The following is a 19,307-nucleotide window of genomic DNA, read 5'->3' on the forward strand; positions in this document are numbered from 1 at the left end:
CACGTGGAGGGGGCGCGGCGATGAGTAGGTTGGCCGTTCGCAAGACCTACAAGCTGTTCATCGGCGGGGCGTTCCCGCGCTCCGAGAGTGGAAGGTCCTACGTCGTGACCTCGGCCAAGGGCGAGTTCGTGGCCAACGCGGCACGTGCCTCGCGCAAGGACGCCCGTGACGCCGTGGTGGCCGCCCGCAAGGCCTTCCCCGGATGGTCGGGGGCCACGCCGTACAACCGGGGGCAGATCCTCTACCGCGTCGCGGAGATGCTGGAGGGGCGGCGGGCGCAGTTCGCCGAGGAGCTGGGCGGGCCCAAGAAGGCCGCGGCCGAGCGGGTGGACGCGGCCGTGGACCGGCTGGTCTGGTACGCCGGTTGGTCGGACAAGATCGCCTCGGTGCGCGGGGCGGCGAATCCGGTGGCGGGGCCGTACTTCAACCTCTCGACGCCGGAGCCGACCGGGGTGGTCGCGGTCGTCGCGCCCGCCGACCCGCTGCTCGGGCTGATCTCGGTGATCGCGCCCGTCATCGTCACCGGGAACACGTGCGTGGTGGTGGCCGCGGAGAACGCGCCGCTGCCCGCGATCACGCTGGCCGAGGTGCTGGCCACCTCCGACCTGCCCGGCGGGGTGGTCAACCTCCTCACCGGCCACCAGTCGGAACTGGCCCCGTGGCTGGCCGCGCACATGGACGTCAACGGCCTGGACCTCGGCGGGGTCGAAGATCCCGACCTGGCGCTGAAGTGCGAGCAGGAGGCCGCCGAGAACCTCAAACGCGTCTTCCGCCCGGCTTCCGAGGACTGGTCCGCCGACCCGGCGCTCACTCGCATGACCCGCTTCCTCGAAACCAAAACCGTCTGGCATCCCGTCGGGATCTGACTCTGCCTTAGAGCCTCCATCCGTTGTTTCAGGGCCTCCATCCGTTACGGCGAGCCCCCCGCCCACGCCACCCGCCGGCGTGGGCGGGCGCCGATCGTGGGGGTCGCTTCTCACGTCGGACGTGGTGCCCGCCGTCACGGCCCTTCGCTCGCCCCCTCGACCGGCCTACCGGGGAGGGATGTGGTGAGTGTGCCGGAACAGGTCGTTCGGGTCGTAGGTCGTCTTGAGATCCCTGAGGCGTTCGTATGCCTCTGGCTCGAAGGCCTTTTTCACGTTTTCTTCCGTCGCGTGGGCGGCGAACAGGAAGTTCAGCGCCTTTCCACCGGTCGACCAGGGGCGTAGGGCGGCTTCGGTCTGAGCGTGTTCCGGGGTTACCTCGTTGCCTCTGGAGACGATTCCGTAGAGAAACGACGCGTTCCGGTTGCCTATGGCGTTCGGTGTCGTCGGTGGGCGGGACAGGGCTCCGCCCAGGTGGCGGATCTCCACGATGGTGGTGGTCAGGGACCTTGCCGCCTCCACGGCCTGGGGTGGCAGTTCCCTCAGGAGGCTGTGGGAGGACTGGGAGGCCACCGGGTCGGTCGGGTCGTTGTGGATGACGCCCGATCGGGTGTAGGGGATCTCCTCCACCTTGTCCATCAGGCGCGGGCCGTACGCGCGCAGGGGTTCTATCAGGCGCTCGCCCTCCTTCGCGGACCCGAGATAGGCGATGCGGATGTGGGTTGCCCGGCGGGCGCGCAGGGGTTCGGGGACGAACGGGGCGTCGGGGAACGGGATGACGGCCACGGACGAGGTCATCTCCTCCGGGACGTTCGCCACCCATTCGCGCCAGGCGTGCACCGCTTCGAAGCCGTCGAAGAACATCGCGCCGCCGTACAACGTCTTCACCGGGAACAGGGCGATTTCCATGCCCGTGGCCACGCCGAGGTTGCCCCTGCCGCCGAGCAGGGCCCAGAACAGGTCGGGCTCCTTGTCGGGAGTGGCCAGGACGAGTTCGGCGTCGGCGGTCACCACCTCTATCGCCTTGACGTGGTCGGCGGCGTAGCCGTGCTTGCGGGCCATGAGGCCGATGCCGCCGCCGAGCGTGTAGGAGAGCGCGCCCACCGCCGGGGCGGCGCCGGACAGCGGGGCCAGGCCGTGCGGGGCGGCGGCTTCGATCACCTTCGACCACGGGGTGCCCGCCTCGATCCAGGCGGTCCTGGCCGCCGGGTCTACGCGGACGCCGTTCATCCTTCCCGTGGTGATGAGGACGCCGCCCTCACTCGCGCTCGCCAGTCCGTGGCCGGTGGCCTGGACGGCCACTCGCAGGTTGTGCGCGGAGGCGTGGGACACGGCGGCGCGGATGTCGGCGGCGTTCTCCGCGGCGAAGATCACGTCGGGGCGATGGCTCGCGGAGAGCTGGAAACCGGTCCGCTCGCTGTCGTACTGGTCGGAGTCTGCGGTGATGGTGTGAGCCATACGGCCATCCTGCCGAGGGGCTTTCCATAAGTCCAAGAGCTGGTTCTGCTCGTAGCTATAATCCACAGTTATGGAACTGCGGCAGCTCGAGTACTTCGTGTCGGTGGTCGAGGAGGGCGGCTTCACCAAGGCCGCGGCCAAGCTGCACGTGGCGCAGCCCGGTGTGAGCGCGCAGGTCAAGCAGCTGGAACGGGAGCTGGGGCAGCCGTTGTTCGACCGGTCGGGGCGCAGCGTGACGCTGACCGAGGTGGGACGGGCGGTGCTGCCCTACGCGCGGGCCGCGCTGTGGGCGGTGACCGGGATGCGTGACGTCGTCGACGAGTTCACCGGGCTGCTGCGGGGGCGGGTGGTCATGGCCGTGGTGACCGCGCCCTGGGCGCTGGATCTGGCCGGGCTCCTGGCGGGCTTCCACGCCAAGCATCCGGCTGTGGAGATCACGCTCAACGAGATGGATCCGGTCACGCTCGCCGAGGCGCTGGCGGCCGGGCAGGTGGACCTGGCCCTGCTCGGGCTCGGGGCGCCGCTGCCCGCCGGGGTGGAGACCCAGGTGGTCATCGACCAGGACGTCGTGGCGGCGGTCGGGCATGGGCACCCGCTTGACGGGCGAGACTCGGTCACGGTTTCGGAGCTGCGGGACCACACGTTGATCACGCTGCCGTCGGGGACCGGGTTGCGGTCCATCCTCGAGTCGGCCTGTGCCGGTGCGGGCTTCCGGCCCCGGGTGGCGTTCGAGGCAAGTGAGCCGTACTTCCTCGCCAAGCTGGCCGGGCACGGGCTGGGGGTGGCGATCCTGCCGCGGTCGGCCACTTCGCGGCGTCGCGGCCTGCATGTGCTGGAGATCCGGGAGCCCGCCATGCGGGGGCAGATGGGGCTGGCCTGGCGTACCGACCAGCCCGCTGGGCCGGCGGCCCGTGCGCTGGTCGAGCACGCCAGGGCGATGATGGGCGGGCCTGGTCAGCTCTGGGTCAGGTAGTCGCCTGTGCCACGGCCGCCGGTGCGCGGCGGTAGGTGGCCAGGGTGAACAGCACCGCTGCCACGCCCAGTCCGGTGGAGAGGATGATCACGCCGGCTCTGCCGTACCACTCCAAGGCCAGGCCGCCCGTGAGGCCCGCCACGAACAGGCCCGCGTACTGGGCCGACGAGAGCAGTCCCAGTCCGATCGGCACGCTGCCGGGGACCGCGGCGACCGTCCGGTACTGCTGCGCGGGGGCCATCAGCCAGCCCACCGTTCCCCAGAGGAAGGCCCAGACCAGGGCGATCGGCAGTGACAGGTTCGCGACCGGGATCAGGGCGAGGAAGACGGTCGCGGCGACGAGGCTCAGGAAGACCATCCGGCGCGGGCCGTACGCGTCGGTGAGGCGGCCACCGAGCTGGTTGCCGATGATCCCGCCCAGCCCCCACGCCCACAACACCGCGGGGAGCGACAGGTCGAAGAGCGAACCGATGTAGGTGTAGGCGGTGAATCCCGCGGAGAACATCAGCAACTGGGTCATCAGCACCGCCGCTACGCCTCGGTCGGCCAGCGGGGCGAAGCGGTCGCGCAGCCGTCCGGAGGAGGGGATCACCACTTCTGGCACCAGTACGGCCACGCCGACCAGGCCCACGACGCCGAGCGCCACCACCAGCCAGATCGTCGAACGCCAGCCGCCGGCCCCGCCGAGCCAGGTACCGAGCGGCACCCCGATCGCCGAGGAGACGCTCAGCCCGCCCATCACCAGCGCCAGCGCGCGGCCCCGGCGTTCCGGCGAGGTCAGCGCGTTGGCGACGCCGGACGCGGTCGGCGTGAACATGGCCGCCCCGGCCGCGGCGATCACCCGCGTGGCGAGGATCAAGGGGTAGGTGGGGGCGATGGCGGTCAAGGCGTTGCCCAGGATGAAGACGGCGAGCGCGATCACCAGCAGGCGTTTGCGCGGCACCCTGGCCGTGAGCGCCGCCAGCACGGGCGAGAGGATGGCGTAGGCCAGCGCGAACACCGTCGCCAACTGCCCGGCCGCCGCCACGGAGATGTGCAGGTCACGGGAGATCGGAGGGAGAAGTCCCGCCGTGACGAACATGCCCGTCCCAACAGCGAAATTTCCCACAGCAAGTGGATAAAGCCTGGAATTCACTCCCACTACGCTGGCTTATAGTTGGATGGTTGTCAAACAATGGAACTGAAGTAGAGTGGCACCATGCGCCAGCTTCCGCACCCGGACGCCAAGGACATCCAGCTCACGGAGGTGCTGAGGGTTCTGGGGGACCCCGTGCGGCTGGAACTGGTCGTCAAGCTCGCCGACGGCCGCGAGCTGTCGTGCTCCAGCGCCGGGGACGACCTCGACATCCACAAGTCGACGCTGTCGCACCACTACCGCGCGCTGCGTGAGGCCGGCGTCACCAGGACCCGGCTGAACGGTCGTGAACGCATGCTCAGCCTGCGCAGGGACGACCTCGACGCCCGCTTCCCCGGCCTGATCTCCTCCATCCTCACCGCCGCCCACCCCGCCTGAACCCGTGCCCACCCCACCCCACAACCCCACCCCACCGACGAGCGCCACGCCGCCCGAGCCAGGGCCTACACCCGGCCTGCCCACCCCCGTGACACCTGGGTCGGCGACATCTGCGCCGGGGGACGCCTCGGGCTCTCCGGCCACCGGTGTGTCGTCGGGGATGTCGGGCGCACCCGGCTTGCCTGTCGCGGCGGCGCCTGGGTCGGGCGACGCCTCGGGCTCTCCGGCCTCGGGCTCTCCGACCTCGGGCTCTCCGGTCTCCGGTGTGTCGTCCGGGTTGTCGGGCGTACCCGGCTCGGCGGGGGTGGGGGATGGTTCTGGGTCTTTGGCCGTCGGTTGGGGTGGGTTGCCGATTGCTGGGGTGTTGGGGGAGTTGTCGGGGGTGCTCGGACGGCACGGCTGTGCGGTGCTCACCGCGCCCCCCGGCACCGGCAAGACCACGGTGGTTCCCCTCGCGCTGGCCGAGGAAGGGCTGCGGGTGCTGGTGGCCGAGCCGCGGCGGCTGGCCGTACGGGCGGCCGCGCACAGGATGGGTGTCAGCTACACGATCAGGGGCGAGCGCAAGGTCGGGCGCAACCCCATGGTCGAGGTCGTGACGACGGGCGTGCTGCTGCAACGCCTCCAGCGCGACCAGGAACTCCCCGGCGTGGACGTCGTCATCCTCGACGAGTGCCACGAACGCCACCTCGACGCCGACACCGCCCTCGCCTTCCTGCTCGACGTCCGCGAGACGCTCCGCCCGGACCTGCGCCTGCTGGCCACCTCCGCGACCGCCGACGCCGCGCCCCTGGCCCGCCTGCTCGGCGACGCGCCGATCGTGGCCGCGACCGGCGCCCTGCACCCCGTCGAGACCGTGTGGGCGCCGCCGCCCCGCCCGCTCGCGCCGCCGCACGGGCTGCGGGTCGATCCCACGCTGCTGTCCCACGTCGCCTCGACGGTACGGCGGGCGCTGGCCGAACGGCAGGGCGACGTGCTGTGCTTCCTGCCCGGCGTCGCCGAGATCGGCAAGGTCGCCAGGATGCTCGCCGACGAGGACGTGCAGGTGCTCCAGGTACACGGCCAGGCCCCCGCCCACGTCCAGGACGCCGTGCTCGCCCCCGCCACCGCCCGCCGGGTCGTGCTGGCCACGTCGGTGGCCGAGTCGAGCCTGACCGTGCCCGGGGTACGCGTGGTCGTGGACTCGGGGCTGGCCCGCGAACCGCGTACCGACCACGCGAGGGGGCTCGGCTCGCTCACCACGGTCCGCGCGTCGAAGGCGGCGGCGGTGCAGCGGGCGGGACGGGCGGGCCGTGAGGCGCCCGGCGCCGTCTACCGCTGCTGGACCGAGGCCGAACACCAGCGCCTGCCCGACCACCCGCAACCCGAGATCGCCCTGGCCGACCTGACCGGTTTCGCCCTCCAGGCCGCCTGCTGGGGCACTCCGGACGCCACTGGCCTGCGCCTCCTGACCTCGCCGCCGCCGGCCGCGATGTCCGCCGCCGCGCGTACCCTCGAAACGCTTGGAGCCCTTGAATCCGGAACCTCGCGGGTGACCGGTCGTGGGCGGCGGATGGCGCAGGTGGGCGTGCACCCGCGCCTGGCCAGGGCGCTCCTGGACGCGGGACCGGGCGCCGCGGAGGTGGTCGCCCTGCTGTCCGACCAGCTCCCCAGGGACGCCTCCGACGACCTGGCCGAGGTCTGGCGCTCGGCCCGCCGCGGCGCGCTGCCCCGCTGGCGCAAGGAGGTCGAACGCCTGACCCGCGCCGCCGCGGCGACGGGCGGGCGGCGGGGCTCCGTCGACGCGGTGGCCGGGGTGACGGTGGCGCTGGCGTTTCCCGAGCGGGTGGCGCGGCGCAGGGGCGGGGCCTATCTCATGGCGTCCGGTACGCAGGCGCAGCTCGGCGAGGGGTCGCGGCTGGGAGAGGCCGAGTGGCTGGCCATCGCGGTGGCCGACCGGCCGGCGGGGTCGGCGACCGCGCGGATCCGGCAGGCCGTGGTGATCGACGCGGACACGGCCAGGCTGGCCTGCGAGGTCACGGTCGAGGACGAGGTGGCCTGGAAGGTGCCGCCCGGGGAGCGGCGCGGTGACGTGGTGGCGCGGCGGGTCGAGCGGATGGGCGCGATCGAGCTGGGGTCCAAGCCGCTGCGGGGCGCCGAGGTGCGGGAGGCTCTGCTGTACGGCCTGCGTACCGAGGACGTGCTCACCTGGACCCCCGAGGCCGTGGCCCTGCGCGAACGCATGGCCTTCTGCCATCGGGCGGCCGGCGACCCGTGGCCGGACATGGACGCGCTGCCCGACCTGGCCGAGCAGTGGCTGGAGCCGGAGCTGTCGCGGGCGCGCCGCCGTTCCGACCTGGAACGCATCGACGTGGCCACGGCGCTGCGCAGGCTGATTCCGTGGAGCCGGCGGCTTGAGGAGGTCGCCCCGGAGCGGATCGAGGTGCCGAGCGGGTCGCGGATCCGCGTCGACTACTCGGGCGGGCAGCCGGTGCTGGCGGTCAAGCTGCAGGAGCTGTTCGGCTGGGACGACGCCCCGAAGATCGCGGGAGTGCCGCTGCTCATCCACCTGCTGTCCCCGGCGGGCCGGCCGGCGGCGGTTACGGCGGACCTGGCCTCGTTCTGGCGTGAGGGCTACCGGGCGGTACGGGCCGAGCTGCGCGGGCGCTATCCCAAACATCCCTGGCCGGAGGACCCTTTGACGGCGAAGGCCACACGCCACACCAATGCCCGGATAATGGGGAAATGACCGACGAGAGGGTGCTGGCGGCGGCGCGCAACAACGCCGAGTGGTGCGACCTGATGTCACGGGCGCACGGCATCACCGGGCACTTCGGCCCCGCGGTGTGGAGCAGCGACCGCAGGACGCCGCCCTACTACCCCGACGCCGTCACCCTCGATCCCGCGGCCACCGCCGCCGACGTGCTGGACGGCATCGACGCGGGCCCGTGGGCCTCGGTGAAGGACAGCTTCGCAGCGCTGGAGCTGGACGGCGGGTTCGAGGTGCTGTTCGAGGCGAGCTGGATCCACCGGGAGCCGCCCGTGGACGTGGCCGTGCCGGGCGAGGTGACCTGGGAGCGTGTCGAGGACGCCGCCGTCCTGCGCGCATGGGAGCGGGCCTGGAGCGGCGGGCACGACAACGAGCTGTTCCTGCCCGCGATCCTGGACGGGGCCCGGGTGCTGGCCGGCCGGGCCGAAGGCGAGATCGTCTGCGGCGCGGTGCTCAGCGGCGATGAGCGGGTGGTGGGCGTCTCGAACGTGTTCGCCGCCGGTCGCGACGTGGACGAGGCCTGGGCGGGTGTGCTCGCGATGGCCGCCCGGCTGTTCCCCGGGCGGGCGCTCGTCGGGTACGAGAGCGATGTCGCGGCCGCGGCCCGCCACGGGTTCACCGCGATCGGGCCGCTGCGCGTCTGGCTGCGCGAGGGCTCGTAGCGGCCCGCCGTACCGCTAAGAAACGTTCGTTAGAGGGCGTCGCGCCAGGTGGGGTCGGCGAGGACCTCGGCCGGGCGGGCGCCCACGCCGAGGTCCTTGAAGCCGCTGGACGTCCCGACGCACACCACAGGCCCGTCGAAGGTACGGCCAAGCGCGCGGAAGGCGGCCAGGCCCGCGGCGCCGGAGAGCTCCTGCCAGATGCCCCGGTCGGCCAGCTCCCGCTGGGCGGCGCGCATCGCGTCGTCGCCCAGCGGCACCGCCCGGCCGCCGCTGTCGCGGACCGCGCGCACGCCGCGGTGCCCGCCGACCGCGCACAGGATGGCGTAGGCGTCGGAAGGGCCAGCCTCGACGATCGCGGCGGGTTCGCCGTCGGCCAGCGCCCGCGCGGTCGGGGCGCCGGCGGCCGGTTCGCCGGCGAACATGAGCGGCACGTCCGTCGTCGCGCCCGTGCGGCGCAGCTCGGTGAAGCCCTTCCAGACGCCGTAGAGGAGCTCGCCGTAGCCGGTCGGCGTGAACACCGCCGCCGGGACCCGGCCGAGCTGCGCGAACAGCTCGTAGGCGATGGTCTTGTAGCCCTCGGGGCCGTAGGGGTGGCCGGTGTGGGTGACGGTCTGGTTGCTGACCGGGTGGTAGCCGAGCTCGTCGACGATGTCGCGCAGCAGCGGCCAGCGTCTGTCCGCGTCCACGGTCAGGACCTTCGCCCCGTACGCGCGCACGAACGACTGCACGGCGGGCGGCGAGTCGGCGGAGGCGAGCACGACGGCCTTGAGCCCGGCGCGGGCGGCGTAGGCGGCGGCCGAGGCGCCGTGGTTGCCGGAGGAGGCGACGACCACGCCGGGGGCGCCGGCGGCGAGGGCGGCGCTGACGGTGACGCGGTTGAGCCGGTCCTTGTGCGACCAGGTGGGGTTGCGGGACTCGTCCTTGAGGTGGACGCCGCCGCCGAGGTCCAGCAGCGGGGTGCCGCCTTCGCCCAGGGTGGGCGCGTGGAGCGGCGGCAGCAGCGGCGACCACCGCGCGATGTCGGGCAGCGGCGCCTGCTCGAACAGCCCGGCGGGCACCCGGTCGTAGTCGTAGTCGACGTCGAGCGGGTAGGCCAGGGCGTCGGTGCTGGTCTTGGGGCAGCCGCGGGTGAGCGGGGGGACGAGGGGATAGCCGATCGAGGGGTCGCCCAGTGAGCGCTGGGCGACGGCAAGCGATGGAGCGGTCACGCGTTCGAGCCTAGTGGGCTATCATCGTGATATCACTTCGATAGCAAGGAGTCGCGATGGAACGACGTGCCTTCCGCCTCAACGGGTTCCTGGTCCTGATCGTGGCGATCGCGCTGGCCGTGGTGGCGGGGCTGACCCTGCTCAACAGCGGCCTGTCCGGGCTGGTGCTCGCGATCGTCCTCGGGCTGGTCGTGCTGCTCATCCTCACCGGGTTCGCCGTGATCAACCCGAACGAGGCCAATGTCGTGCAGTTCATGGGCCGTTACGTCGGCACGGTCACCGACACCGGCCTGCAGTGGGTGTTCCCGCTCACCACGAAGCGCAAGGTCACGCTCCGGGTCCGCAACTTCGAGACGGCCAGGCTGAAGGTGAACGACGCCGACGGCAGCCCGGTGGAGATCGCCGCCGTCGTCGTCTACAAGGTCACCGACGCCGCGCGGGCCGTGTTCTCGGTCGACGACTACGAGGAGTACGTCTCCATCCAGTCGGAGGCCGCCGTGCGCCACCTGGCCACCACCCATCCGTACGACTCGCACGAGGAGGCCCGCACCAGCCTGCGCGACGGCACCACCGTCGCCGAGGAGCTCACCACCGAGCTGCGCGAGCGCACCGAGCTGGCCGGGGTCGAGGTGCTGGAGGCGCGCATCACCCACCTGGCCTACGCGCCCGAGATCGCCCAGGCGATGCTGGTCCGCCAGCAGGCCGCCCAGGTGGTCGCGGCGCGGACGCGCATCGTCGAGGGCGCGGTGGGGATGGTCCAGCTCGCGCTGAACCGGCTCGCCGCCGAGGGCGTGGTCGACCTCGACGAGGAGCGCAAGGCGCAGATGGTCTCCAACCTGCTGGTCGTGCTGTGCGGCGACCGCGCGACCCAGCCGGTGGTGAACGCCGGCAGCCTCTATGCCTGACAAGAAGAAGCTCCTGCTGCGCCTGGATCCGGCCGTCTACGACGCCATCGCCAAGTGGGCGGCCGACGACCTGCGCAGCGTGAACGGGCAAATCGAGTTCGCGTTGCGCCTGGCCTTGAAGGAAGCCGGTCGGGAGCCTCGCACCGAACGCTAGAAACCTGCAGACTCTATGCATGTTGTGGGCAGGAAGGTCCGCCGTGGAGATCGCGGCAGCCGTACGGCATGGGGACGTCGCGCCGGAGATCGTCGTCGAGGAGCATCTCCAGGTGATCGCCGAGCGCGATCCACGGCTCGGGGCCTTCCGCCTGGTCAGGGCGCGCGCGGTCGAAGAGGCGCGGGCGGTGCGCAAGCGCCGCGACCTGGCCGACCTACCGCTGGCCGGGGTGCCCGTGGCGGTCAAGGACAACCTGGAGGTGGCGGGCGAGGCGTGCCGCCACGGCTCGGCCGCCACGTCCGACGCCCCCGCGCGCGAGGACCATCCCGCCGTCGCCCGCCTGCGCGCGGCGGGCGCGGTCGTGGTGGGCCTGACCAACCTGCCCGAGCTGGGCCTGGTGGGCTTCGGCGACAGCGCCTACGGCACCGTCAGAAACCCCTGGGACCTGTCCCGTACGGCCGGCGGCTCCTCATCCGGCGCCGCCGCCGCGGTGTCGGCCGGCATGGTCCCGATCGCCCTCGGCAACGACGGCATGGGCTCCCTGCGCATCCCCGCGGCCTGCTGCGGGGTGCTGGCGTTGAAGCCGGGTCCTGGCGTGGTCCCGCCGCCGGTCAACGACTGGCGGGGCCTGACCGAGAACGGGCCGCTGGCGTGGAGCGTGGCCGACCTGTCGCTGGCGTTGTCGGTGCTGGCCGCAGACCCGGGCCTGGCCGAGTCGTGGCGGACCGGCTCCCGGACGGAGCCGACGCGCCCGATGCTCCGCTCGGTCTGGGCCGACGACGGCGACGACCAGACCTGGGAGCACCGCCCGATCCGGCCGGACGCGAACGGCCCCTTCGACCTGCGCGTGGCCTACGCGCCGCAGCCGCTTCCCGCGGGCCTGTCCATGGACAGGGAGTTCCGGGCGGCGGTGGAGGCGGCGGCCGAGACGCTGCGGGTGGCCGGGCACACGATCGTGGAGCACGAGGAGCGCCTGCCCGCCTGGCTCGGACCCGCCACGATCGCCGCCTGGCTGGTCCGCTCCGGCGAGGCCGCCGACGGCCTGGACCGCGGCCGCCTGGAGCGCCGCAGCCGTGCGCTCGGCCGGGCCGGGCGGGTGCTGGCCAGGCTCTCGCTCGACGGCACGAAGGGCAGGGAACGCTGGAGTGGCTACGGCGCCGACCGCTGGTTCGGTGACGCGGACGTGCTCATCACCCCGACGCTGGCCGCGGTGCCGCCCCGCGCCGACGGGTGGGCACAGCGGGGCCTGCTCAGCAACGTGCTGGCCAACGCCAGGTACGCGCCGGCGACGGGCCCGTGGAACATGTGCGGCTGGCCGGCGCTGTCGGTGCCGATCGCCACCCACTCGACGGGCCTGCCGATCGCCGTGCAGCTCATCGCGCCACCCGGCGGCGAACCCCACCTGCTCGGCCTCGCCGCCCAGCTGACCACCGCGCATCCTGCGGTGCGCCCGCCGGGCTACTCGCTCTAGCTGTTCCAGCTGTTCTAGCTGGGCATGGGCGAGATCCAGCCCAGCGCGATGCACAGGAAGATGAACGCCCCGAGCGCGATCCGGTAGATGACGAAGCCGGTGAAGCGGTGGGTGCTGATGTAGCGCAGGAACCAGGCCACGGCCGCGTAGCCGACCACGAACGAGATGATCGTGGCCAGGATCGTCGGGCCCCACGCGGGCGCCTGGCCCTCGCCGATCTCGGTCAGCTCCAGCAGGCCGGACGACAGCACCGCAGGGATGGCCAGCAGGAAGGAGTACTTGGCCGCGTCCTCGCGCCGGTAGTCGAGCAGGAGGCCGGCGGTGATGGTCCCGCCGGAGCGGGAGACGCCGGGGATCAGGGCGAGCGACTGGGCGAAGCCGTACACGATGGCGTGGGTGAAGCTGAGGTGCTTCTCCAGCGTGAGCTTGTTGCGGGCGGTGCGGTCGGCGAACCACAGGATGATCGCGAAGACGATGAGCGTGGTGGCGATGATGCGCAGGTCGCGGAAGACGGTCTCGATCTCGGTCTTGAACAGCAGGCCGAGCGCGCCGATGGGGAGCGAGCCGACGATGATGAACCAGCCCATCCGGGCGTGGAACTCGGCCCGCAGCGCGGGGGTCCACAGGGAGCGGGTCCAGGTGGAGATGATCTGCCAGAGTTCCTTGCGGAAGTAGATCAGGACCGCGGTCTCGGTGCCGAGCTGGATCACCGCGGTGAAGGCGGCGCCCGGGTCCTGCCAGCCGACGAGTTCGGAGACGACGCGGATGTGCGCGCTGGAGGAGATCGGGAGGAACTCCGTCAGGCCCTGGATCAGGCCCAGGACAACAGCTTCGAGCCAGCCGATCACGCGTATACCCTCCCACGCCCGTCTCTTTGACGAAGCGAGGTTATCGGTCGTTGGGGTTGGGTGGTGACAGCGTTGCTCATGGGGAGCAGGGATGGATCCGGAAATTTCTGGAAACGGGGGTCATCCGGTTGGGGTGGTCCAGACCGTAGTACCGGTGATGGACACTTTCGCCGAGTACGTGATGACGCGGTCAGCGCGGCTGCGCCGTACCGCCTATGCGCTCACCGGCGACTGGGACACCGCGGACGACCTCGTCCAGACCGCCCTGGCCAAGGCGTGGACGGCCTGGCGGCGGATCGACGGCGACCCGGATCCGTACGTCTACCGCATCCTCACCCACACCCACGCCTCCTGGTGGCGGCGGAGGTGGCGGGGCGAGGTGCCGACCGAGCGGCTGCCCGAGATCCCGGGCGGCGACTTCTCGGCCGAGGCGGAGGAGAAGGCCGCGGTGTGGTCGGCGATCCGGGAGCTGTCGGGACGGCAGCGCGCGGTGATCGTCCTGCACTACTTCGAGGAGCTGACGCTCCCGCAGTGCGCCCAGGTGCTGGGTTGTTCGCTCGGCACCGTGAAGACGCAGCTCGGCAGGGCGCTGGCCAAGCTGCGCGTACATCCGGGCATCCGGTCGGAGGAGGCGGCGCGATGACGTTCACCGAGGACGACCTGCGGGCGCTGCTGGACGAGCGCACCGCACCCGCACCAGAAAGGCCGACAGACGTGACCCAGATCGTACGGCGGGGCCGCCGGATGCTGATGATCCGGTGGGGGATGAGCGCGGTGCTGGCGGGGGCCGCCGCGCTGGTCGCGTTCCTGCTGATCCCCGGGCAGAGCCCGGACCCGGATCCGGCCCCGGTGGCCGCCGCGACCCCCTCGGGGACGCCGTCACGGACGGTCGAGCGGGAGCCTTCCCCCACTCTCGGCGGCAAGAACCGCTCCGACGGGCTCTACTCCGACACCTCGGCCGTCGGCTACGACCTGAAGCTCACCCCCAAGTCCGCCACCGTCGTGGTGCGGTGCGAGGAACCGGGCGCCTGGGTGGTCCTGTCGTTCAAGGACGGGGCCGCCCGGGATGGGGCCACGGCCCCGTGCGCCGGCCACGGGACCCGGTTCGAGCTGGCCGGGAAGGCCACGAGCGTGCGCGTCTGGGTGTTCCCGGCCAGCGCCCCGGTGGTGGACCGGCCGCTCAAGGACTGCGTGCTGGTCGACAAGGAGAAGGGGCTCTGCGACGGCAGGTACGCCGCCGCCGAGCTCGTCCGCTATGACGTCGCCCTCTCGCTCGCCGCCGACCTGGGCGTACAGCCCGGGGGCTGGTCGGCCGGGGTCTACGACCGGCCCTAGACCTTCCACGCCTGAGCCGCCTGCTTGGCGTACTCGGTGAAGTCGCGGGCCGGTCGGCCGAGGGCCTGCCGTACCCCGTCGGCGAGGCTTTCGTTACGGCCGTCGAGGACCTCGGCGAACAGCGCGTTGAGACCGTGGGCCTCGTCCTCGGGCACGCCGGCCGCGATGGCGCCGGCGGCGAACTCCTCCGGCGTGACCGAGACGTAGGCGACCTCGCGCCCGGTCGCGGCGCTGATCGTGGCGGCGGCCTCGGCGAAGCTGATCAGGCGGGGGCCGGTCAGCTCGTAGACCTTGCCGCCGTGGCCGTCCTGGGTCAGCGCAGCGGCGGCGACGTCGGCGATGTCCTCCACGTCGACGAAGGGCTCGGTGACCTCGCCGGCGGGCAGCGCGATGGTGCCGCTCAGCACCGGGTCCAGGAGCCAGCCCTCGTCGAAGTTCTGCATGAACCAGGAGCAGCGCACGACCGTCGCCTCGACGCCGGCGCCGAGGACGACCTGCTCGGCCTCCTGGGCGAGTTCCTCGTTGCGGCCGGACAGCAGGACCAGCCTGCGCACGCCCGCCGCGACGGCGATCTCGGTGAAGGTGCGGATCCGGTCGAGCGCGCCGGGGAAGGCGAGGTCGGGGTAGTAGGTGATGTAGACGGCGTGGACGTCGCGGACGATGGGCGCCCAGGTGGAGTCGTCCTCCCAGTCGAACGCCGGGCGCGAGCCCCTGCGCACGTCGAGGCCCATCGCCTCAAGCCGCTCGACCACGCGGCGGCCGGTCTTGCCGTTGGAACCGAGAACCAGTGTCGTGTTGTTCGTCATGCCTCATAGTTAAGCGGCCGCGAATGAGACTGGACATGGTTGAAACGCGCCATTCCATATGCGATCGTCTCAAGCATGGACCAGCTTGCCGCACTCCTCGACGGGCCGCGTGCCCGGGGCGCCTTTCTGCTGCGTGCCCTCCTGGATCCGCCCTGGTCGATGCGGGTGGAGGACCAGGCGCCGCTCACCGTGGTGGGGGTGGTCAAGGGGGAGGCGTGGGTGGTGCCGCGGGGCGGCGCGCCCGTCCGGATCAGCCCCGGTGAGGTGGCGATCGTGCGCGGGCCGGACGAGTACGTCGTGGCCGACCAGCCGGACACCACACCCCAGATCATCATCGGGGCCGACCAGCACTGCACCACGCTGGACGGCGAATCGCTCTACCAGTCCATGGACCTGGGCGTGCGTACCTGGGGAAACAGCGCCGACGGCGACACCATCATGATCGTCGGGACGTACGCGATGGAGACCGAGGTCGGCAGGCGGCTGCTGGAGGCATTGCCGAAGCTCCTCGTGCTCCCGGGCGGCCCGCTGATCGGCCTGCTCGGCGCCGAGATGGTCCGCGACGAACCCGGCCAGGAAGCCGTACTCGACCGGCTGCTCGACCTACTGCTGATCTCCACGCTGCGCTCCTGGTTCGCCGACCACGAGGCGCCCGCCTGGTACCGCGCCCAGAGCGACCCGATCGTCGGCAAGGCCATGCGCATGCTCCACAACAACCCCGCCCACCCCTGGACCGTCGCCTCCCTGGCCGCCGAGGTCGGCGTCTCGCGGGCCTCGCTGGCCAGGCGCTTCACCGAACTCGTGGGCGAGCCGCCGATGGCGTTCCTCACCGACTGGCGCCTCGCCCTCGCCGCCGACCTGCTGCGCGAGCCCGGCGCCACCATCGGCTCCGTCGCCAGGAAGGTCGGCTACGGCAGCCCGTTCGCCCTCAGCACCGCCTTCAAACGGGTACGCGGCGTCAGTCCCCAGGAATACAAGGTCGGATGAAACCCCTGGTGCTCGTCGACATCGACGGCGTGCTCAACCCGCTCGGCCGGCCGTCCGCGGACTTCCGGCGCTACCGGTGCGTGCTCGAAGGCGAGACCTACACGGTCCACCTCAACCCGCGGCACGGCACCTGGCTGCTCGAACTGGCCGTGCGGGCCGGCGCCGAACTCGTGTGGGCGACCACCTGGGAACACCACGCCAACGAATGGATCGCCCCCCGCCTCGGGCTGCCCACTTTGCCGGTCATCCGGGTGGCCCAGGATCGGCCCAGCGAGGTGGGGGAGATGTTCAAGACGCCGCACGTGGCCGCGTACGTGCGGGGGCGGCCGTTCGTGTGGTTCGACGACCTGCTGTTCTCCGCCGACGAGCACTATCTCAGGGACCACCCGGACGTCGGCGACTTCTTCCTCGTCCAGGTCGACCCGAAAAGGGGACTGACCAGGCAACATTTCGACCTCGCCGCCGAATGGCTCACCCTGTCAGGGTTTTCTCAGGGTCCATAGTGGAACGCGAATCACCTGGTTGTCCGTTTTACCAGGTGAGTTCGCAACCAACGGAGGAGCGAGATGTACCGCTCGAAGGAGCACAGGATTCTGGCCGGCGTCTGCGGCGGCATCGCGGACAAGCTCGGCTGGTCGCCCACTGTCGTGCGGGCGCTGTGGCTGCTGCTGTCGCTGCTGCCCGGCCCCATGTGGGTGCTTTACATCATTCTCTGGATCGTCCTGCCCAACGGCCCGCGGAGCTACGCTCACTAGTATGAAGTCGCGCCCGCTCACGCTCATCCAGGACGATCTCGTCGGCTACGACCAGGCGATGGACCGCATGACCGACCTGGTCGGTCAACGGCAGAGAGACGAGCGGCGCGACACGCTGTGGTTGCTGAGCCACCCGATGGTCTTCACCGTCGGGCGGCGCACGCCACTGGAGCACCTGCCCGACCCCGCCCGCGGGGTGCCGGTCGTGGAGACCGGCCGTGGCGGCCAGCTGACCTACCACGGCCCCGGCCAGCTCGTCGGGTACCTCATCGTCAAGCTCGGCGAGGACGAGGGCATCGTCGACTACGTCCGCGAGGTGGAGCTCCGCCTCGTCGAGGCGCTGGGCAAGCTCGGCCTGCCCGCCGAGCGCCGCGACACCCCGCCCGGCCACGAGCTCCTGACCGGCGTCTGGACCAGCGAGACCAGCCGCAAGATCGCGTCGATCGGGATGCGGCAGAGCCGCGGCGTCACCAGCCACGGCTTCGCCCTCAACGTCGACGGCGACCTCGAACCCTGGCACTGGGCGGTGGCGTGCGGCATGCCGGACGTCGACATGACCTCGGTCAAGCGCGAACTGGACGCCGCCACCATGACCGAGGTCCGCGAGACCGTCGCGACCGCCTTCGAGGCCTCCGCTTAGGGAGTGGGGATCTTGTCCACGGTACGGCGGGGCCCGGTGAACCAGCGCTTCGCCGACAACGTCCACCACAGGGCGATGCCCGCCAGCACCACGCCCACCGCGATCGGCGCGTAGTTGACCGCCGTCCAGGTGAACTCGGCGTTGCCCGGAACCCCCTTGGGCGAGACCGGCATGATGAAGTAGATCGAGATGACGATGATCTCGATGACGGCGATCCAGTTCAGGACCTTGTACTTCGAGCCCAGCGTCCACGGACCCGGCACGAACGCGGCGCCCTGCTTCAGCCGCAGCCAGATCGGGATCAGGAAGGCCAGGTAGAGGCCGATGACCGCGATCGACACCACCGCGAGGAAAGCCACCGGCGCGGCCGTACCGGGAGGGGCCCACAGGGCCGGGAGCGTGATCAGCAGGGCCACGCCGCAGCCGGCGAGGATGGCGTTGACCGGGGTGCGGTTGGCGTTCACGCGCGACCACAACCGCCAGCCGGGCACCGCGCCGTCCCGCGAGAACGCGTAGGTCATCCGCGACATCGAGGTCACGCAGCTCATCCCGCAGAAGAACTGGCCGAGCGTCGAGATCGCCAGGATCAGCGTCGCCGGAGCCCAGTCGAGCGCGGTCGTGAAGATCGTCGCCACCGCGCCGCCGCTCTCGTTGATCGCGTTCACGTCCGTGGCCGCGAACAGGAACGCCAGCAGCACGATCCAGCCGCCGATCGCCGAGTAGAAGATCGACTTCCACAGCCCCTTGGCCGCCGACATGGCCGCGCCGTGGGTCTCCTCCGAGACGTGCGCGCACGCGTCGAACCCGGTGATCGTGTACTGCGTCAGCAGGAAGCCCAGCGGCAGCACGTAGAACCAGAACGGCAGGCCGCCCGTCCCGTCGCCGAAGCCGGAGTTGTTGATCGTCTCGGTGAACACGAACGAGACCGACTGGTGCTGCTGAGGCAGGAACACCAGAAGCCCGACGACGACCGCGGCCCCCGCCACGTGCCACCAGACGGAGATGTTCTGCAGCACCGAGATCAGGCGGTGGCTGTAGATGTTGATCAGCGCGTGGAGAATGAGGATCACCGCGAAGAAGCCGAACACCCTGGCCAGGCTGGGTTCCCAGCTGGGAAAGAACTGGGTGAGCGTGAGGTCGAGGAAGGTGGCGCAGCCGTAGTCGACCGAGGCGGTGACCGCGATCAGGCCCACCAGGTTGAGCCAGCCGGTGAACCAGCCGTGGACGGGCTTGCCGAGCTTGGCCGCCCACCAGTAGATGCCGCCCGCCGTCGGATAGGCGGAGACGAGCTCGGACATGCAGAAGCCGATGATCAGGATGAAAATCGAGATCAGGGGCCAGCCCCAGGAGATGGCGACCGGGCCGCCGTTGTTCCAGGCTTGGTAGAAGGTGGTGAAGCAGCCGGCGAGGATGGAGATGATCGAGAAGGAGATGGCGAAATTGGAGAAACCGCTCCAGGTTCGTGCGAGTTCCTGCTTGTAACCCAGCTCGGCGAGTCGTTTGGAATCCTCATCCACAGTCATGTGGTCTCCTCGGGGGTTCTTTGGTCTACCTCTAGACCAATTCGTTCCTCCGATCAAGCGGTTACACGAGAGTTTCAAGGTAGTAAGAGATCCTCTTGGTATTTCGCCCCCATACGAGCCCCTCCTACAGGCGAGGTGCTCCGCTTCGCTCCGCGCGTTCTTCCTGGCCCCACCCGTCGCCCAGCTAAGTGGTCAGCCAGTCGGGGCCCGCCCGGCAGGCTTGGTCTTGCTGTGGTGCGCGCTTCGCGCGGTGGGCAAGGCTGTGTTGCCAGTCGAGCCGGGGGCTCGACCCCGTGTCGGGCCTCGCTTCGCTCGGGCTGTCTTCCGGGAGGCCCGCCCGTTGCCCGGTTGGGTGGCTGGGCAGTTGGGGCCCGCCCGACAGGCGGGGTGCTCCGCTTCGCTCCGCGCGTTCTGCCTGGCCCCGCCCGTCGCCCAGTTAAGCAGGTGTCTCTGATCCTCT

20 protein-coding genes are annotated in these 19,307 nt (G+C 71.2%); 14 read left to right on the forward strand and 6 right to left on the reverse strand.

The window, feature by feature from the left end:
• The first annotated feature begins 20 nt into the window (after positions 1–20).
• Positions 21–866 carry an aldehyde dehydrogenase family protein gene (locus tag ACFWY5_RS02780; RefSeq protein WP_379615261.1) on the forward strand — a complete coding sequence of 282 codons (846 nt, stop codon included), beginning with the start codon at positions 21–23 and terminating at the stop codon, positions 864–866.
• 165 nt (positions 867–1,031) lie between these two features.
• Here ACFWY5_RS02780 and ACFWY5_RS02785 read toward each other — a convergent pair whose 3' ends face one another.
• Positions 1,032–2,321, reverse strand: coding sequence for an FAD-binding oxidoreductase (locus tag ACFWY5_RS02785; protein ID WP_379615259.1), 1,290 nt, complete (start codon positions 2,319–2,321; stop codon positions 1,032–1,034).
• 70 nt (positions 2,322–2,391) lie between these two features.
• Between ACFWY5_RS02785 and ACFWY5_RS02790 the strand changes: the two genes are divergently transcribed.
• Complete coding sequence (locus tag ACFWY5_RS02790) at positions 2,392–3,294, forward strand: LysR family transcriptional regulator (RefSeq protein ID WP_379630374.1); 903 nt, start codon at positions 2,392–2,394, stop codon at positions 3,292–3,294.
• On the opposite strand, the gene ACFWY5_RS02795 is transcribed toward ACFWY5_RS02790, so the two are convergent.
• On the reverse strand, positions 3,287–4,435 hold the full coding sequence (locus ACFWY5_RS02795; protein WP_379630375.1) for an MFS transporter: 1,149 nt from the start codon (positions 4,433–4,435) through the stop codon (positions 3,287–3,289). The two genes, ACFWY5_RS02790 and ACFWY5_RS02795, sit on opposite strands and share 8 nt — an antisense overlap.
• 57 nt (positions 4,436–4,492) lie before the next feature.
• Between ACFWY5_RS02795 and ACFWY5_RS02800 the strand changes: the two genes are divergently transcribed.
• The 3 genes from ACFWY5_RS02800 to ACFWY5_RS02810 all read left to right on the forward strand — a co-directional run bounded on the left by ACFWY5_RS02800 (position 4,493) and on the right by ACFWY5_RS02810 (position 8,215).
• On the forward strand, positions 4,493–4,807 hold the full coding sequence (locus tag ACFWY5_RS02800) for an ArsR/SmtB family transcription factor (protein WP_379615253.1): 315 nt from the start codon (positions 4,493–4,495) through the stop codon (positions 4,805–4,807).
• Positions 4,808–5,111: 304 nt separating this feature from the next.
• Positions 5,112–7,532, forward strand: a complete 2,421-nt coding sequence (hrpB, locus tag ACFWY5_RS02805; protein WP_379630592.1) for an ATP-dependent helicase HrpB — start codon at positions 5,112–5,114, stop codon at positions 7,530–7,532.
• Positions 7,529–8,215: a hypothetical protein gene (locus ACFWY5_RS02810; RefSeq protein WP_379615249.1), complete on the forward strand. Its 687-nt coding sequence runs from the start codon at positions 7,529–7,531 to the stop codon at positions 8,213–8,215. Before hrpB ends, ACFWY5_RS02810 begins: the two co-directional genes overlap by 4 nt.
• Positions 8,216–8,244: 29 nt before the next feature.
• Here the strand turns inward: ACFWY5_RS02810 and ACFWY5_RS02815 are convergent, their stop codons facing one another.
• Complete coding sequence (locus ACFWY5_RS02815) at positions 8,245–9,423, reverse strand: pyridoxal-phosphate dependent enzyme (protein WP_379630376.1); 1,179 nt, start codon at positions 9,421–9,423, stop codon at positions 8,245–8,247.
• Positions 9,424–9,479: 56 nt separating this feature from the next.
• On the opposite strand from ACFWY5_RS02815, the gene ACFWY5_RS02820 reads away from it, so the two are divergent.
• Genes ACFWY5_RS02820 through ACFWY5_RS02830 form a run of 3 tightly spaced genes read left to right on the forward strand, consistent with a single transcriptional unit; the run spans position 9,480 to position 11,953 of the window.
• Positions 9,480–10,328 (forward strand): SPFH domain-containing protein, encoded by an 849-nt coding sequence (locus ACFWY5_RS02820; RefSeq protein WP_379615245.1) that lies wholly within the window; start codon positions 9,480–9,482, stop codon positions 10,326–10,328.
• The gene (locus tag ACFWY5_RS02825) at positions 10,321–10,482 is read left to right on the forward strand and encodes a hypothetical protein (protein WP_184958437.1); all 162 of its coding nucleotides are present in this window, start codon (positions 10,321–10,323) and stop codon (positions 10,480–10,482) included. The genes ACFWY5_RS02820 and ACFWY5_RS02825 overlap by 8 nt, the downstream gene beginning before the upstream one ends.
• 43 nt (positions 10,483–10,525) lie before the next feature.
• Positions 10,526–11,953 carry an amidase gene (locus ACFWY5_RS02830; RefSeq protein ID WP_379630377.1) on the forward strand — a complete coding sequence of 476 codons (1,428 nt, stop codon included), beginning with the start codon at positions 10,526–10,528 and terminating at the stop codon, positions 11,951–11,953.
• Positions 11,954–11,967: 14 nt separating this feature from the next.
• Here the strand turns inward: ACFWY5_RS02830 and ACFWY5_RS02835 are convergent, their stop codons facing one another.
• Positions 11,968–12,801 carry an undecaprenyl-diphosphate phosphatase gene (locus tag ACFWY5_RS02835; RefSeq protein WP_379615241.1) on the reverse strand — a complete coding sequence of 278 codons (834 nt, stop codon included), beginning with the start codon at positions 12,799–12,801 and terminating at the stop codon, positions 11,968–11,970.
• A gap of 157 nt (positions 12,802–12,958) precedes the next feature.
• Between ACFWY5_RS02835 and ACFWY5_RS02840 the strand changes: the two genes are divergently transcribed.
• Both ACFWY5_RS02840 and ACFWY5_RS02845 read left to right on the forward strand, forming a co-directional pair.
• Positions 12,959–13,444 (forward strand): SigE family RNA polymerase sigma factor, encoded by a 486-nt coding sequence (locus ACFWY5_RS02840; RefSeq protein WP_379615451.1) that lies wholly within the window; start codon positions 12,959–12,961, stop codon positions 13,442–13,444.
• The gene (locus tag ACFWY5_RS02845) at positions 13,441–14,136 is read left to right on the forward strand and encodes a hypothetical protein (protein WP_379615239.1); all 696 of its coding nucleotides are present in this window, start codon (positions 13,441–13,443) and stop codon (positions 14,134–14,136) included. Before ACFWY5_RS02840 ends, ACFWY5_RS02845 begins: the two co-directional genes overlap by 4 nt.
• On the opposite strand, the gene ACFWY5_RS02850 is transcribed toward ACFWY5_RS02845, so the two are convergent.
• A complete protein-coding gene (locus ACFWY5_RS02850) occupies positions 14,133–14,942 on the reverse strand; it encodes an NmrA family transcriptional regulator (protein ID WP_379615237.1) in 810 nt (269 codons plus the stop codon). The two genes, ACFWY5_RS02845 and ACFWY5_RS02850, sit on opposite strands and share 4 nt — an antisense overlap.
• A 75-nt stretch (positions 14,943–15,017) precedes the next feature.
• Here ACFWY5_RS02850 and ACFWY5_RS02855 point away from each other — a divergent pair, with 75 nt between their 5' ends.
• The 4 genes from ACFWY5_RS02855 to lipB all read left to right on the forward strand — a co-directional run bounded on the left by ACFWY5_RS02855 (position 15,018) and on the right by lipB (position 17,324).
• Positions 15,018–15,929 (forward strand): AraC family transcriptional regulator, encoded by a 912-nt coding sequence (locus ACFWY5_RS02855; protein WP_379630378.1) that lies wholly within the window; start codon positions 15,018–15,020, stop codon positions 15,927–15,929.
• Positions 15,926–16,432: an HAD domain-containing protein gene (locus tag ACFWY5_RS02860; RefSeq protein WP_379615233.1), complete on the forward strand. Its 507-nt coding sequence runs from the start codon at positions 15,926–15,928 to the stop codon at positions 16,430–16,432. Before ACFWY5_RS02855 ends, ACFWY5_RS02860 begins: the two co-directional genes overlap by 4 nt.
• A gap of 63 nt (positions 16,433–16,495) precedes the next feature.
• Positions 16,496–16,684: a PspC domain-containing protein gene (locus tag ACFWY5_RS02865; protein ID WP_379615231.1), complete on the forward strand. Its 189-nt coding sequence runs from the start codon at positions 16,496–16,498 to the stop codon at positions 16,682–16,684.
• A 1-nt stretch (position 16,685) separates the two neighbouring features.
• Positions 16,686–17,324 carry a lipoyl(octanoyl) transferase LipB gene (lipB, locus tag ACFWY5_RS02870; RefSeq protein ID WP_379615229.1) on the forward strand — a complete coding sequence of 213 codons (639 nt, stop codon included), beginning with the start codon at positions 16,686–16,688 and terminating at the stop codon, positions 17,322–17,324.
• Here the strand turns inward: lipB and ACFWY5_RS02875 are convergent.
• Complete coding sequence (locus tag ACFWY5_RS02875) at positions 17,321–18,847, reverse strand: amino acid permease (protein WP_379630379.1); 1,527 nt, start codon at positions 18,845–18,847, stop codon at positions 17,321–17,323. The genes lipB and ACFWY5_RS02875 overlap by 4 nt on opposite strands.
• Between the last annotated feature and the right edge of the window lie 460 nt (positions 18,848–19,307).

It is taken from the genome of Nonomuraea sp. NPDC059007, from assembly GCF_042740555.1.
In the GTDB taxonomy this organism is placed as follows: Bacteria; Actinomycetota; Actinomycetes; order Streptosporangiales; family Streptosporangiaceae; genus Nonomuraea.

Bases quoted from the DNA above. Each gene is read 5' to 3' on its own strand.
- ACFWY5_RS02800 (WP_379615253.1), top strand. From the start codon at position 4,493: ATGCGCCAGCTTCCGCACCCGGACGCCAAGGACATCCAGCTCACGGAG.
- ACFWY5_RS02820 (WP_379615245.1), top strand. From the start codon at position 9,480: ATGGAACGACGTGCCTTCCGCCTCAACGGGTTCCTGGTCCTGATCGTG.
- ACFWY5_RS02840 (WP_379615451.1), top strand. From the start codon at position 12,959: ATGGACACTTTCGCCGAGTACGTGATGACGCGGTCAGCGCGGCTGCGC.
- ACFWY5_RS02850 (WP_379615237.1), bottom strand. From the start codon at position 14,942: ATGACGAACAACACGACACTGGTTCTCGGTTCCAACGGCAAGACCGGC.
- ACFWY5_RS02785 (WP_379615259.1), bottom strand. From the start codon at position 2,321: ATGGCTCACACCATCACCGCAGACTCCGACCAGTACGACAGCGAGCGG.
- lipB (WP_379615229.1), top strand. From the start codon at position 16,686: ATGAAGTCGCGCCCGCTCACGCTCATCCAGGACGATCTCGTCGGCTAC.
- ACFWY5_RS02825 (WP_184958437.1), top strand. From the start codon at position 10,321: ATGCCTGACAAGAAGAAGCTCCTGCTGCGCCTGGATCCGGCCGTCTAC.
- ACFWY5_RS02865 (WP_379615231.1), top strand. From the start codon at position 16,496: ATGTACCGCTCGAAGGAGCACAGGATTCTGGCCGGCGTCTGCGGCGGC.
- ACFWY5_RS02810 (WP_379615249.1), top strand. From the start codon at position 7,529: ATGACCGACGAGAGGGTGCTGGCGGCGGCGCGCAACAACGCCGAGTGG.
- ACFWY5_RS02780 (WP_379615261.1), top strand. From the start codon at position 21: ATGAGTAGGTTGGCCGTTCGCAAGACCTACAAGCTGTTCATCGGCGGG.
- ACFWY5_RS02790 (WP_379630374.1), top strand. From the start codon at position 2,392: ATGGAACTGCGGCAGCTCGAGTACTTCGTGTCGGTGGTCGAGGAGGGC.
- ACFWY5_RS02845 (WP_379615239.1), top strand. From the start codon at position 13,441: ATGACGTTCACCGAGGACGACCTGCGGGCGCTGCTGGACGAGCGCACC.
- ACFWY5_RS02855 (WP_379630378.1), top strand. From the start codon at position 15,018: ATGGACCAGCTTGCCGCACTCCTCGACGGGCCGCGTGCCCGGGGCGCC.
- ACFWY5_RS02875 (WP_379630379.1), bottom strand. From the start codon at position 18,847: ATGACTGTGGATGAGGATTCCAAACGACTCGCCGAGCTGGGTTACAAG.
- ACFWY5_RS02860 (WP_379615233.1), top strand. From the start codon at position 15,926: ATGAAACCCCTGGTGCTCGTCGACATCGACGGCGTGCTCAACCCGCTC.